The sequence below is a fragment of the Paenibacillus tuaregi genome (assembly GCF_900086655.1).
GTDB lineage: Bacteria > Bacillota > Bacilli > Paenibacillales > Paenibacillaceae > Fontibacillus > Fontibacillus tuaregi.
On record NZ_LT575476.1, the window covers coordinates 2,992,843 to 3,007,182 of the forward strand.

A 14,340-nucleotide genomic window follows, 5' to 3' on the forward strand; every position below is an offset into this window, starting at 1 on the left:
AAGTTATGATGTTGGTGGGATATTCATCCTCTTCTTCTTACTCAATAATTGAGAGGAGCCTTTGGTCAAGACAATCCTATCCCCAAATCTTGAAAGGAGTGTCACAAGTGTATCGTACTCTGTTTCGTAAAGCCAGTTATGCTCTTCTCAGCCTCACCCTTGCCTCAGGTATTGCAGCTGGTCACAGTTATGCTTCTTCCAATGCCGAAAAGCCTGTAGTTGAGTGGTCCCGCCAGTACGGCATGGATGAGAGATACTTAGCTGCTCGTAACGTCACCTCTACATCCGATGGAGGTTATCTAGTTACCGGCGACTTTAGCGCATCAGCTGGAAGTTCTTATATTCTGAAGCTGAACCCTGCCGGAAAGATGCAGTGGGAACAAAAAATTCAGCATGATAACCGCAAACTTACAACAGCCAATGAAACCATTGAGACAAAGGACGGTGGGTTTCTAGTCACCGGGAGTACTCAAAGTGAAAGCGGGAAGCACAATATTTTGCTAATTAAGCTGGGGGCCCAGGGAGCTCTGGAGTGGGAGAAAGAATTTGACCTTGGCTTTAGTGCATCCTCGTTGTCCTTGGCTGAGACGAAAGATGGCAGCTTCGTAATTACGGGTGAGAGCTATGGATGGCCGAATGGTCAGCATGCTTTTGTGCTGAAAGCAGATACTCAGGGGCAGGAAGTATGGCTCAAAAAGCTTAAATTTAGCGATGAGCAGTACTATGCAGATATTATAGCTGCAGCGGATGGCGGCTCAATTGCAGTTGGCACTCAATACGACACCTACTTTAATGATCCAAATAAAGGCGCTGTGATCACCAAGCTAAGTGTGGACGGTGATGAGGTCTGGACCAAGAACCTGTCAACACCGGATTCCCTGCGCATGGCATCTTCAATCGCCCCGTCGGGGGACGGTGGATTTGTGATCTACAGCAAATCTTCCAGAGATGATCATTATCTAACCAGAATTGACTCAAGCGGCAATATAAAATGGGAGAAAAAGCTCGATCCAACACCGGATTTTGACTTTTTCAAGAAGGTTGTTCGAACTGAAGAAGGTTATGCCCTTTTCTCGGAATATAGTCATACCTCTAATGTTCAAGAAAGAAGATATGAATTCTTAAAGCTGGACGATACCGGGAAAACCCTGGACATAACGGATTTTACCGTCAAAGGTTTTGATCGCATGACAGGATTATCCGCTTCACAGGATGGCGGATTTATACTGTTAGGCGACGTGAAGGGTCCCGATTATAATCGCTTTATGCAGGTGACCAAGCTCGCTGGACCAAACGGTCAGCCGGGAGAACGCACCTTGGAGGGAATCAGCTTTGCCGATACCGGGAAAACGATGGCTGTCGGTGAACACACAGCTGCGATCATCATGGCTAATTATTCGGATGGGTCCAAAGAGGCCGTCATCGATTCTGTATCCCTCACCTCAGATAACAGCGGGATAGCTGCTGTTGATCTCGAAGGATTCATTACAGGAATTAAGCCTGGCAGTACTACAATACATGCTGACTTTAAAGGCCATAAGGCCCAGCTAAACGTAGAAGTGTTCGAAAATCCGAACCACGGAGATCCCGATCATTGGTCATATCAATACGGGAAAGACCAATATTACATCCTGGAACGGAGCATAGTCCCTGCCTCAGACGGAGGTTATATTGTAATAGCGGACACCAAGGACCAACTTTACTCAAGTACCAAAGCCTATATCCTTAAGCTGAATGCTGGTGGCACCCTGGAGTGGCAGCAAAAAATTCAGCACGGCCTCTCTGAATACACCCTGCCCTTAAAAGCTATTGAGACTAAGGACGGCGGGATTGTTGTCTGCGGGATCACCAGAATCCAGGATGAGCGTGCGCGTAATCAAGTCTTCTTGGCCAAGCTCAGTGCCCGAGGTCTTGTTGAATGGGAGAAAGGTTTTGATGGTGGTGGCAATAAGTCGGGGTATTCCGTAGACGAGACTACCGATGGCGGGTTCGTGGTTACCGGCGGAACTCTCTCCATTTCTGGAGAAGACTCAGCTTACGTGCTGAAGACGGATGCCCATGGGCAGCTTATGTGGGAGAAAAGCTTTCGGTTCGGAAGCAACCAGAACTACAATGATATCCTAGCCACACCGGATGGCGGCTCCATTGCTGTCGGTACCATCAACACCTATGTAGGCAGCAATGAAAATGATAGAGCGATCGTTACTAAGCTGAGCCCAGGCGGAGAGGAGTTGTGGACCAAGAAGTTCGCCCCGATTGGGCGCGAAGCCTATTCTATTATTTCAACGAAGCAGAATAATTACTTAATCGCGAGCAGAACGACGGACGGTGTTAATTATTTAACTGAGCTTAATGCATCCGGTGAAGTGATTTGGGAGGAATCTTATGAGGCCTCGGAGGGCCAACAGTTCTATAAAGTCTCCCATTATGGCCAAGGATACGTATTACTTGGAAACCTTACAACGGGAGATTACCCAAACAGGGAGAGCAAGTCCACAGCTTTAAAGCTTGATGACCATGGACAGGTTGCAGCCAATCTTTATTTTACAGAGCCTAATTTATCTGGTCTTGATGTTGGTACCGTATCCCCTGATGGGCAATTTGTATTCATAGGAGCTGTTAAAGCCAGTAAAGATAAAACCGTTCTGCAAGCGGCCAAGAGCACAGGAACGGAACATCCACCTGGTGACCCTGTTGTGACCGGAATTTCAGTCGCAAATCCGAACGCAAAGATTGTCATCGGAGAACAAACAACAGCCCTCGTAAAAGCCAGTTACTCTAATGGAGCCGAAAAGGTTCTTAAAAACTCTGTAGTCTTCACCTCAGAAGACGGGAATATCGCCACCGTGGACTCTAAGGGTGTTATTACCGGTATTCATCCGGGCAGCACTACAATCCATGCCGACTATCAGGGGCATACGGCTCAGTTCCAAGTCGAAGTAATCAACGAGACGGAAGGAATATTCTATCTGGATTCTGAGGAGTACTCCTTAGCAGTAGGTACTTCTCTTGATACGACTGCTTTCCTCAAAGATAGAGACGGAAAAATCCATAATGTCACCAAAGCGACCACCTTCAAGAGCAAGAACCCGGTGATCGCCGATTATGATCAGGGCGGGAGCATTAACGGCCTTCGTGCAGGCATCACCTATATCACCGCCGAATATCAGGGCAAGACCTACAAAGCGTTAGTGCAGGTTGTTCGTGACTCTGTGCCAAGATAACGCCTTGAACTTATAAGAGAGGTACAGCAAATTTTGGGAGGTCCACATTCGCTTTGAATGGGGCCTTCCCTTTTTGCCATGCTTGCTAAACTGGCATGGTCTCAATTGAACTTCGAGCATACAGGTTGTATGACTAACTGACTAGATCTGTACTTAAAAAGCACTGCAAATCTGAAATTCAAAACTTACTTAAGTTAGCAGCTTGCCAAATATATGAAAAAGGTTGGATTCCCTCCCCCTCCCGATTATTTAATAATGATTAAGAGAATCCGCATTCCAGAATAAGCCATCATCACTTAAATTTTGGAGGGAGTGTTAAAGCGTGTTTCGTTCTATTATTCGTAAAGCAAGTGTTGCACTTCTCAGCCTTACCCTCGTCTCGGGTATCGCAGCTAGCCACGGTTACGCATCTTCTGCGATAAGCAGACCTGTGGTCGAATGGTCACAGCAGTATGGCATGGATCAATGGTATGTAGGAGGCAGCGACGTAATCTCTACCTCAGACGGAGGTTATATTGTAACCAGTACCATCACCATCTCACCAAATTTACAGGGTTATATTGTGAAGCTGGACTCTTCCGGGAAACTGCAATGGGAACAAAAAATTCAGCATAATAACAAATCCACTTCGGTGGATAAAACAATTGAGACTAAGGACGGCGGGTTTCTAGTCTGTGGGACGGCTGAAACTGAAAAAGGAAAAAATTCTGTCTTTCTACTCAAACTCAGTGCACAAGGTACTGTGGAATGGGAGAAAGACTATGACCATGCTTTCAGTGTGTCAGATATGTCCGTAACTGAGACGAAAGATAGCGGCTTTGTAGTTACAGGCCAATCCTGGAATTGGCCGGATGTTCAATATGGTTTTGTGCTTAAAACAGACGCTAAGGGCCAGCAGAATTGGCTCAAAAAGCTCAATTTTAACGACGAGAATGACTACTACGATATTATTGCTACTCAAGATGGCGGTTCCATCGCGGTGGGCAGCCAGCATGATAGACATTACAACGACCCGAAAATGGGTGCTATCATCACGAAACTGAACGAGGCCGGGGAAGAAGTATGGACCAAGAAGCTGTCTGAACCTGATTCATTACGCATGGCATTTTCAATTGTTTCCTCCGGTGATGGCGGTTATATGATCTACGGCACAGGCACGGAGCAAGATCAGTATCTAACCCGGATTGACGCAAATGGTAAAGTACTGTGGGATAAAAAGTTCGACCCAACTCCGGAGAGCAGCTTTATCAAGAAAGTTGTCCGGACTAATGATGGGTATGCCCTCTTCTCAGAATATAAGAAAGGTTCCACGAATGTTAAAGAAAGAAAATATGAGCTATTTAATATAGATGATACCGGAAAGATCCTGAAACAGAGTGCATTTAGTGTCAAAGATTTTGAACGGATGGTTAGTGCAACCGTTTCACGGGAAGGCGGTTTTGTTCTGCTTGGAGAAACAAAAGGCGCAAAAAACAATACCTTCATACAGGTTACCAAGCTGGCCGTAAACAGCCAACCTGGAGAACCAACCGTGGAAAGTATCAGCTTCACAGATTCCAGTAAAACGATTGGAGTTGGTGAACTTACGGCCGCACTTGTAAATGCGCATTATTCGGATGGAACCAAAGAATTGATAAAAGAGTTCGTATCCCTTAGCTCAGAAAATGAGCGTGTAGCTATCGTTGACTCCAGAGGATTCATTACTGGGATTAAACCGGGCAACACCGTGATCAACGCAGTCTACGAAGGGCATCGTGCCCAGCTTAAAGTAGAAGTAGTCGAAACCCCCAATCATGGGGATCCTGATCAATGGTCTTACCTGTACGGAAAGAATCAGTACTTCACAACAGCACGCAGCATAATCCCTGTCTCTGACGGAGGCTATATTATAGCTGGCAACACTCAGGGCGAAATGTTCGGAGGTTCAAAAGCCTACATTCTTAAGTTGAACGCTGCCGGTGTCACTCAGTGGCAGCAAATGATTCAACATGGCCTGTCTGAATACACAGAGGCTTATGATGCAGTGGAGACCCAAGACGGCGGAATTCTCGTCAGCGGGACTACCAGAAACTATGATGATAGACCACGTGATGTTGTTTTCATGGCCAAACTTAGTGCTCAAGGTGTTGTAGAATGGGAGCGCGAGTTTGAGGGTGGAGCCAATCGGTCGGGGGACGCTGTGGCTGAGACCAAGGATGGTGGATTCGTGGTTACCGGTTATACCCTGTCCGCTTCAGGAGAGGACTCAGCCTATGTGCTGAAGACCGATGCTCACGGACAAGAATTGTGGAATAGAACGTACCGGTTTGGCAACTATCAGAACTATAATGACATCATCGCTACATCCGATGGCGGTTCAATTGCAGTGGGTACCGTTAAAACGGTTATCGGCAGCAATGAAGATGACGGGGCTATTGTTACTAAACTAGGCGCGAACGGAAATGAAGTTTGGACCAAGAAATTCCTCCCGATTGGACGTGAAGCGTATTCCATCATTTCCGCAAATGAGGATAATTATTTGATTGCCAGCAGAACGAGAGATGGTATAAATTACTTGACCAAAATTAATGGGTCTGGTGAGGTAATCTGGGAGAAATCTTTCGAGGCTTCTAAAGGTCAGTTCTTCAATAAAATCGTTCGTTTTGGCCAAGGGTATGCCTTGCTTGGTGCCCAAAGCACGGGAAATTATCCTGATACAGAGACTAGGGTCGCAGCTTTAAAGCTTGATGACAACGGACAGATTCTGGGCAAGATTCTTTTTACAGAACCGAATCTATCTAATCTTGACAAGGGAACCGTAACACAAGATGGCAAGTTTGTACTGATGGGAGCGGTTAAAATAAACAATCAAACCCTTCTGAAAGTGGCCAAGACCTCTGGTCAAGACACACCGGTGGAGCCTGTCTTAACCGGAATCTCCTTCTCAGATACAAGCAAACAAATCGCTGTCGGCGAGACAGCAACCGCTTCGGTAAAAGCCCGCTATTCCGATGGAACGGAAAAAGCTCTCACGGAATCCATGTCCTTTACCTCGGAGGACGAGAATACGGCTTCTGTGGACTCCAAAGGTTTGATCACCGGGGTTAAACCGGGCAGCACCGTGATACATGCCGTCTACCAGGGGCTTACGGCTCAGCTTCCGATTGAAGTAACCAAATCAGGCGGCGGCAACCCCGACCCGGAAGGAACATTCTATCTGGATTCAGAGGAATATTCCTTAACTGAAGGAACTTCAATAGACACAGTCGCTCTATTCAAAGACAAAGATGGCAAAATCCATGACGTCACCAAGCAATCCATCTTCAAGAGCGAGAATCCGGCTATCGTTGACTATGACAAGGATGGCAATATTAACGGGGTTCGTGCCGGGATCACCTACATCACTGCCGAATATCAGGGCAAAACATATAGAGCATTAGTGCAGGTAGTTCGGGCTTCTGTACCGAACTAATGAACAGAGCCATCCTCACGGGATGGCTCTTTATTCTCAATCAGCTGCATAGAGAGGATATTTGTATTGATCCGAACGAACTATTGAAACTTAATGATAAAAGGCTGATTAGACGAGTCAGGAATTGGAGCTGATTTCACGGACTGCTTGGTAGCTGAGTACATTTTTCGTCCTATTACCAGAAGGCTGTTATTTTGCAGGCTCCAATACATTTCTGCCGGAGAGACACCTTGATATACCGATTCTTTGTACAGGACATTGTTACCTTGAAGCTTTCCTGCAAAGATGGAGACTGAGTCGTTGTCTTTCTGGGAGTAGGCAATATACTTCCTGTCCTGCGATAATTGGAAGCTGAGGACCCTCTCCAGCAGGACGGTAAGGGCCTTATTCCGCCGGTCGTATTCATACAGCACTCCCTCGGTTCCGAGAAATACAAACTGATCTTTGTTCATCCAAGTCATCTGCTCGGAATCCATCTGATGCTCGTATTGAATTTCAACACTTGTACCGTCTATTGTCCCCATCGCAATGCTGGTATTCAGCTCACTCGGACCACAGTTTATCAAAACGCTTTGCCCATCATCCGATATTTTCGCCCCGGAAACGCTGTATGTGAATTGACGGCCTTTAAGAAGATAATGTTTAATTTGACCAGCCATGGTGTCATATACGGCCAATTTGACTGGGGGATATTTGGTTTCTGTCTTACTAGATCTGCCCTGGGCAGTGTCAGTGTCTGTTGCAACAAGATAGGAGATGTATCTGCTGTTATCCGACCACTCCAGCTTGGTCAAGAGCTGCTCCTCAGAGGGTACTAAGGTAGCTATATTATTCTCACTTCCATTAGAAAGTGAAATCAACTTAACTACTATGCCATCACGCGCTTTTTTAAACCCGATAATATATTTTCCGTTTGGAGACAACTTTAAATACCCAAGGTCATTGTCCATGTTTTGCATTTTTTCGACTTGTTTATAAGGAGGCGCAAGCCGCTGCAAGCTATCCGGCATATCCCTGGTTGTGACAATCCCCTCCCGAAATAGACCGACAACAGATTCCGAATCCATCCAACCGAGTAATTGAGCTGTATCTGTTACCGGGAGGCGATAAATAGTTTTCACTTTAAACGGCTTGCTGCCAGAATCGGCAAGATGCTCATCTTCAGTACCAGGAATAACAATTGTCTCTGACTTCGGTCCCCAACCGCATCCAGAGAGGAGGAATATAATAGAAATTAACACCAGCAATATGGCAAGCCGTTTGCGTATCATGACTCCTCCTCCTTCTGAAAAGGTAACTCCACGTAAACCTTAAACTGCCCCTCCTGGCTAACCAACCGGATGCTCCCGCCATGGTCATCGACAATTGATTTGGCGATGCTCAGACCAAGACCGACACTGCCTTCTTCCATCAACCTACGGCTTGCCGAATGAAACGGCTGAAACAACTTCTCCATCTGGTCAGGTGGTACCGGATCGCCCGGATTAGTGAAAGTAAAGCGCACGAGTCCTGAGTGAAGCTCTGCCTTCGCAGAGGTCACGGATTGCGGCGAGCTATATTTGATCGCATTATCAAAGAGATTAATAAAAAGCTGACGCAGCCGATCCGCTTGTCCGTTCACATACAGATGTTCCTCCACCTCACAGACGATCCGCTTCTTGTAGCGCTTGGCCCGGAAGGACATCGAATCACAAACTTCATGCAAAATTTGGCCCGAATCCACCTTCTCAAACTCGCCAAAATTTGAAGAACTGCGGGATACTTCCAGCAGCTTCAGCACCATAGTGTGCAGCCGTCTACTCTCCTGTACGATATGATTCATACCTTTTTCAAAAAAAACGCGGTCAGCTTCCCCTTTCTGCCGGATTATTTCCGCATAGCCTAGAATGGAAGTCAATGGCGTCTTCAGCTCATGCGTCACATTGTCGAAGAACCGCTTTTCCTGTTCATTCAACTCCTTGAGCCGGTCCCGGTCGCTCTCAATAGTTGAAATCTGGCGGCTAATCCGATTGATCATATCGTTGAAATTAACGGCTAGACGGCCGATTTCATCTTTCCGGCGGAAATGGATGCGCACATCTAAATTTCCGTTCTTCACCTCAGTGGAAGCCCGGGTCAGCTTGACCAGCGGTACTGTGATATGTCTGGACAGAATATAAGAGAACAGAAATGCCGCGGCAAAGACCGCTAATGCGATATAGAAGATGATCTCCGATATTCTTTTGCTCTGTTCATAGAGTAAGGAAAAGTCTTTCGCAAAACGCAAAATGCCTACCTTCGTGCCATCTATGACAACCGGATAAGAGAATAGAACCGCACCTTGGTCACCATCATAAGTGATGTTGTACGCGGTGCGGCCAGCGATCGCCTGTTTGAGATCGTCGTCCCCCCGCCCGGTGAACTTCAACTTGTCAGAGGAAAACAACAAAACACCATCCACCGTATAAGCACTGACACTGCTTCCGGTGGCATGGTTCAGGTCATTCACCATCTCCTCAGCCATTTGGCCGAAATATAGCTTGTTATTCGTAAAATGATTGATCAGGAAGGCTTGGCGTACATAGACGTTGCTGTTGTTTTTGAGCCCAGTCAAATCCGAAGTAACAATTCTTTGGTTACTTGTCCGGATGACTTCCTTAACCGTCTGGTTGAGCACCAGAAATGAAAGGGAAAAGATGAGAAAAAAACCTACAATAAATTTGGCTCTGATCGTCCGAATCATCTTTCTTCCGCCTGTTTCTCGAATTTGTATCCAATTCCAAATACGGTCGTGATTAGGCCACCTGCGTCAAGCTTTTTACGGAGCCGCTGAATATGGGTATCTACCGTCCGAGTATCACCGACGAAATCATACCCCCATACGAAATCAAGCAGCTCTGAGCGGGTAAAGATCTTACCCTTATGCCGCCATAACGTCATGAGGAGATCAAATTCTTTGGGTGTCAATTCAACCAGATTACCGCCTTTCCTCACCAGCCGTTCCTCAGCCACAATTTCGATGTCTTTAAACCGGATGATATTCTCCTTATCGTCCCTCCGCTCATCTGTGTTAGCTTGATCCACTCTGCGGAGAATAGTACGGATTCGGGCGATAACTTCGCGCAGGTCGAACGGCTTGGTTATATAGTCGTCTGCACCAAATTCTAACCCGAGAACTTTGTCCGTAATGTCAGACTTGGCGGTGATCATAACAATGGGGATATTGTAGTTTGCGGTAACCTTTTTGCATATATCAAGCCCGCTCTGATCCGGGAGCATCCAATCCAGCAGAAGCAGGTCCGGCTTAAATTCCTCCAGCCTGCTTATGCCTTGCGCCCCGCTTGACGCGGTCCAGGTCTCAAAACCTTCCGCCGCTAGTCCGTAAGCAAGCAGATCGGCAATTGGCTCCTCATCCTCAATGATGAGAATTTTCGTCTTCGTCATGAAGTTCTCCGTTCCTTATTCGTTATTTAGCCTGTATTCGAGTCGATTTTATCACATAGTAGAAGCAAAAAACATGAATAGTTAAGCGTTCGTTCCAGGACTTGATCTCCCGTTCCTTCTCTACTGCGACTGCGAATCAGGCAGATGCAGAAGCTGCGGGACCGTAACGAAGCTATACCCTTTTTCCTTAAGCTCAGGAATCATCTGCTGAAGCGCCTCAATCGTGTTGGCCATATGTTTTTTTCCGTTGGCCGAATGCTGCAACACGATGCCACCCGGCCTTAACTGCTTGTGGACCAGGCTCAAAATTTTGTTCGAAGACACCCCCGTCCAATCCAACGTGTCTACAGTCCATCCTATTACCGCTATATTCATTTTGTTGATCGCATTTAATTTATCCTTTGGCAGCGCCCCATAGGGAGCACGAAACAGAATAGGACGAACTCCGGCTGCGTCTTCAATCACGTCTTGTGTGTCCTCGATCTCCTTCATGGCTTCATTCATAGGAGTCTTGTCAAAATTAGGATGGGACCAGGAATGATTGCCGATTGCATGCCCCTCGTCTACGATGCGACGGATCAGCTCAGGATGGGATTTGGCCCGGTTTCCCAGGATAAAAAAGGTTGCCTTGATCTTGTTTTCTTTTAAGATGTCGAGGATTTTAGGGGTTGCAATGGTATCAGGACCGTCGTCAAACGTTAAGGCTACCTGTTTCCCGTCTTTTGCTGAACCGTCGAAATATACTTTATTTTCAATTTTATATTGATTTTGGTTCAGGGCAGGAGGTGACGGAATCTGCCTTGACTCTTCAGTTTTGGGCGGGTTAAGGGAACCGTTTTGCCCAAAATAATTCTTTAACCCATCCACAATAGCTTGAGCCGCCAAATCTTGTCCCTTGTTTGACAGCAATATGGCCTCCTCTTCCGGATTGGTAATGTACCCTATCTCTGCCACAACCGCCGGCATCTTTGATAACGACAAGACTTTGAGCTGTTCCATCTTAATCCCGCGGTCCGGAAAACCTAACGCTTTAGACACCTGCTCCTGAATCATCTCTGCCAAGGGGATGCTGTCACTATGGCGATACAAAGTTTCCGTCCCGGATATCTTTGGGTCTTTGTACGTGTTGGCATGGATCGAAATCAGTGCATCCGCATTCCAATCATTGGCAATAGCTGCACGATCCTGCAATTCAACAAACTGATCCTCCGTTCGGGTCATTCGGGGCTCGAACATCTGTTCCTCTTTCAGCAGCTGATATACCCGCTGGGCAAGAGCCAAGTTAAAGATCTTCTCATGGCCCCCGCTGGCTCCAGGCGCTCCCGGATCTTTGCCCCCATGGCCAGCATCAACAACGATCCGGTATTTCGTTTTATTTACAATTTTCGGTGGGGATACCGTCATAGCTGTCTCTTTTCTCTCCGCAAGATTAGAGATCAGCTTCCCTGTTAAGGAATCGTTGTGCCAAGTTAATTTGAGTCCTAACAAAACAATAAATAGTATGAGCAGAATATAAATGCCTTTGATAGACTTTCTTCGTTTATTACGACTGATCATAGCTCCTCCTCATGAATGAACGACTTCTGAGAAGAAATATAATGTATGAATGTGACGGTCATTTCACCAAGATGTCACCAAGATGTGTACAATTTAAATTGGTTGAATTATTCGGACGCTCCGCTTCTTCAGAATCACTCGGTCTCTCCGCTGAGAGCGGTTAATTCTAAAGTTCATTTTATATGGCAGGTTTTTTTCAACGTTTTTTTTTGCATTTACAAAAAAAATCTTCCTAAAAAACGAGAACTGGTTAAATGACCAATCCATGATCATCCATGAGGCATATAGTGAGTGTAGAAAACGTTAAGGGAGGGAATATAAATGAGTGGTAATGTAGGTTACGGAGCATTTTTCACTTCCACAGCGGTGATTTTGGTGCTTTACATCTTGCTGGTAATTGTGCTGAGAACGTTCTAAGTTTGTCCTCATTGTAAATATCGAAAAGCAAGAGCCCCAGGATTTCCTGAGGCTCTTGCTTTTGATTCAGGTGTACAGCAGCGTGATCACAAGCAATTCATAAAGAACAAGTGTCAATATCAGCTCATCGCTTGGACTCGAGAAAGGACTTCCAAAGAACGCACGATATCCCCCTTGCTTAGATACAGCCAGGTACATTATCCCCTTATCACAATTCATAATCCTTCCCACCAGCACTTGACCATCCATCGTCTCAATTCGAACGATTTGATTCATATGCTGTCTGCAGATATGATGCACTCTGTCCCGCATAAGCCTCAGATTATGAACTACATTTGGATCGGCTTGATACAACACTTGTTGATGGTACCCTGGCATTTGAATACTCACGTCGCTCCCCCGCTTCCGATGTTTCAATTCAACTACAATGTCATCGTATGCAGGAGCCTAGCTGGTGGTGTAATTGCGCAGGATGGTGAAGGATCACATCCAAGTGAATATGAAGCACAAAAAAGCCTTTGATCAGGTAATAATCAAAGGCTCTTGACGCGCTAATTTATAACTTGCTATGAAGTAGAGACCACTAATTCTTCATTTTTGAATTAATTAAAGACCGGCTCTTTCTTGATTAAGCCGAGTGACTGTGCTGTAGCGTTATGAATTTCCTGGAATAACTCCGCGTTCTGCGCTAAATGCACGCCATAAGACGGAATCATTTCCTTGATCTTAGGCTTCCATTCATTCATATGCTGCGGGAAGCACTTCTCTAACACCTCAAGCATGACATGAACGGCAGTAGAAGCCCCTGGGGAGGCTCCCAGAAGAGCGGCGATCGAGCCATCAGCGGCACTAACAACCTCCGTACCAAACTGAAGAGTACCTTTCCCGCCTGTCTCTGTATCTTTGATAACCTGCACACGCTGGCCTGCTACCACGATATCCCAATCCTCAAGCTTGGCCGTCGGGATGAACTCGCGCAGTTCCTCTAACCGTTTCTCATTCGAGAGCAGAACCTGCTGGATCAAGTATTTGGTTAGGCTCATTTCTTTTACTCCAGCCGCCAACATGGTCAGTAGATTATTCGGTTTAACAGAACCAATCAAATCAAAATTAGAGCCTGTCTTCAGGAACTTGGGTGAGAAACCGGCGAACGGCCCGAACAACAGTGACTTCTTATGATCAATATATCTGGTATCCAAATGTGGTACAGACATCGGAGGAGCCCCCACCTTAGCCTTACCGTATACCTTGGCGTGGTGCTGAGCTATAACTTCCGGGTTCTTGCACACCATGAACAATCCGCTTACCGGGAATCCCCCGATATGTTTGGATTCGGGAATGCCGGTCTTCTGAAGCAAAGGCAGGCTTCCGCCCCCACCACCGATAAAGACGAATTTCGCAGTATGGTACTCGGTTGTGCCGCTATCGATATTTTGCACTTTAACTTGCCATCCGCCCTCGCTGCTGCGCTTAATATTCTTAACACTATGCTTATAGTGTACCTGTACGCCTTTGCTTTGCAGGTGATCAAACAGCATGCGCGTTAAAGCACCAAAGTTAACGTCCGTCCCAGAGTCGATTTTTGTCGCAGCAATAGGTTCATCCGATGTACGACCTTCCATAATAAGCGGAATCCACTCCGCCAGTTTATCTGGATCGTCGGAAAATTCCATTCCTTGAAACAGCGGATTATTTGATAGCGCTTCAAATCTTTTCTTTAGAAAAGCCACATTCTTGTCCCCTTGAACCAAGCTCATGTGAGGGATCGGCATAATAAAGTCCTGCGGACTCTGGATCAGGTTGCTGTTCACAAGATAAGCCCAGAACTGTCTTGAAATCTGGAACTGTTCATTAATTTTTATAGCTTTGCTAATATCTATGGATCCATCAGGTTTTTCGGTTGTATAGTTAAGCTCGCACAGTGCAGCATGCCCCGTACCCGCGTTATTCCATTCGTTAGAGCTCTCTTCCCCGGCGCTTGCAAGCTTCTCAAATACTTTGATTTCCCATTCCGGTGCCAGCTCTTTCAATAATGCTCCCAAAGTTGCGCTCATGGCTCCGGCCCCAATTAAGATAACGTCTGTTTGTTTCTGTAAATTGCTCATGACAACCTTCCTTATCCCTGTATTTGCAAAAAAAGAGATGACGTTCCTGCCCGGGTGTAATAACAAGCAAGCCGCCACTTAGGACACCTCTTGTCTATCTGAATGGTAACCTTACATAGTCTATTATAATTATTAATGGATTAAAATATCTACTACTATCTAA

Annotated in this window: 9 protein-coding genes; 3 read left to right on the forward strand and 6 right to left on the reverse strand. The window is 46.1% G+C overall.

Annotated elements, in window-relative coordinates; translation table 11 throughout:
- The first annotated feature begins 107 nt into the window (after positions 1-107).
- Complete coding sequence (locus BN6628_RS13575) at positions 108-3,224, forward strand: Ig-like domain-containing protein (RefSeq protein ID WP_068618251.1); 3,117 nt, start codon at positions 108-110, stop codon at positions 3,222-3,224.
- Positions 3,225-3,546: 322 nt separating this feature from the next.
- Positions 3,547-6,675, forward strand: coding sequence for an Ig-like domain-containing protein (locus tag BN6628_RS13580; RefSeq protein WP_068618253.1), 3,129 nt, complete (start codon positions 3,547-3,549; stop codon positions 6,673-6,675).
- 80 nt (positions 6,676-6,755) lie between these two features.
- Here BN6628_RS13580 and BN6628_RS13585 read toward each other — a convergent pair whose 3' ends face one another.
- The 4 genes from BN6628_RS13585 to BN6628_RS13600 form a co-directional block, all read right to left on the reverse strand.
- Complete coding sequence (locus BN6628_RS13585; protein WP_068618256.1) at positions 6,756-7,946, reverse strand: LPS-assembly lipoprotein LptE; 1,191 nt, start codon at positions 7,944-7,946, stop codon at positions 6,756-6,758.
- Positions 7,943-9,397, reverse strand: coding sequence for a HAMP domain-containing sensor histidine kinase (locus BN6628_RS13590; protein ID WP_068618258.1), 1,455 nt, complete (start codon positions 9,395-9,397; stop codon positions 7,943-7,945). Before BN6628_RS13590 ends, BN6628_RS13585 begins: the two co-directional genes overlap by 4 nt.
- The gene (locus tag BN6628_RS13595) at positions 9,394-10,098 is read right to left on the reverse strand and encodes a response regulator transcription factor (RefSeq protein WP_068618260.1); all 705 of its coding nucleotides are present in this window, start codon (positions 10,096-10,098) and stop codon (positions 9,394-9,396) included. The genes BN6628_RS13590 and BN6628_RS13595 overlap by 4 nt, the downstream gene beginning before the upstream one ends.
- Before the next feature lie 120 nt (positions 10,099-10,218).
- Positions 10,219-11,655: an N-acetylmuramoyl-L-alanine amidase gene (locus tag BN6628_RS13600; protein ID WP_068618262.1), complete on the reverse strand. Its 1,437-nt coding sequence runs from the start codon at positions 11,653-11,655 to the stop codon at positions 10,219-10,221.
- A 321-nt stretch (positions 11,656-11,976) separates the two neighbouring features.
- On the opposite strand from BN6628_RS13600, the gene BN6628_RS26685 reads away from it, so the two are divergent.
- Positions 11,977-12,072 carry a YjcZ family sporulation protein gene (locus BN6628_RS26685; protein WP_213620348.1) on the forward strand — a complete coding sequence of 32 codons (96 nt, stop codon included), beginning with the start codon at positions 11,977-11,979 and terminating at the stop codon, positions 12,070-12,072.
- Between the two features lie 66 nt (positions 12,073-12,138).
- Here BN6628_RS26685 and BN6628_RS13605 read toward each other — a convergent pair whose 3' ends face one another.
- Together BN6628_RS13605 and BN6628_RS13610 are read right to left on the reverse strand one after the other, a co-directional pair.
- Positions 12,139-12,462, reverse strand: coding sequence for a hypothetical protein (locus BN6628_RS13605; RefSeq protein ID WP_068618264.1), 324 nt, complete (start codon positions 12,460-12,462; stop codon positions 12,139-12,141).
- A 212-nt stretch (positions 12,463-12,674) separates the two neighbouring features.
- Positions 12,675-14,192: a malate:quinone oxidoreductase gene (locus tag BN6628_RS13610; protein WP_262363170.1), complete on the reverse strand. Its 1,518-nt coding sequence runs from the start codon at positions 14,190-14,192 to the stop codon at positions 12,675-12,677.
- Positions 14,193-14,340: the final 148 nt, after the last annotated feature.

Bases quoted from the DNA above. Each gene is read 5' to 3' on its own strand.
- BN6628_RS26685 (WP_213620348.1), top strand. From the start codon at position 11,977: ATGAGTGGTAATGTAGGTTACGGAGCATTTTTCACTTCCACAGCGGTG.
- BN6628_RS13590 (WP_068618258.1), bottom strand. From the start codon at position 9,397: ATGATTCGGACGATCAGAGCCAAATTTATTGTAGGTTTTTTTCTCATC.
- BN6628_RS13595 (WP_068618260.1), bottom strand. From the start codon at position 10,098: ATGACGAAGACGAAAATTCTCATCATTGAGGATGAGGAGCCAATTGCC.
- BN6628_RS13600 (WP_068618262.1), bottom strand. From the start codon at position 11,655: ATGATCAGTCGTAATAAACGAAGAAAGTCTATCAAAGGCATTTATATT.
- BN6628_RS13585 (WP_068618256.1), bottom strand. From the start codon at position 7,946: ATGATACGCAAACGGCTTGCCATATTGCTGGTGTTAATTTCTATTATA.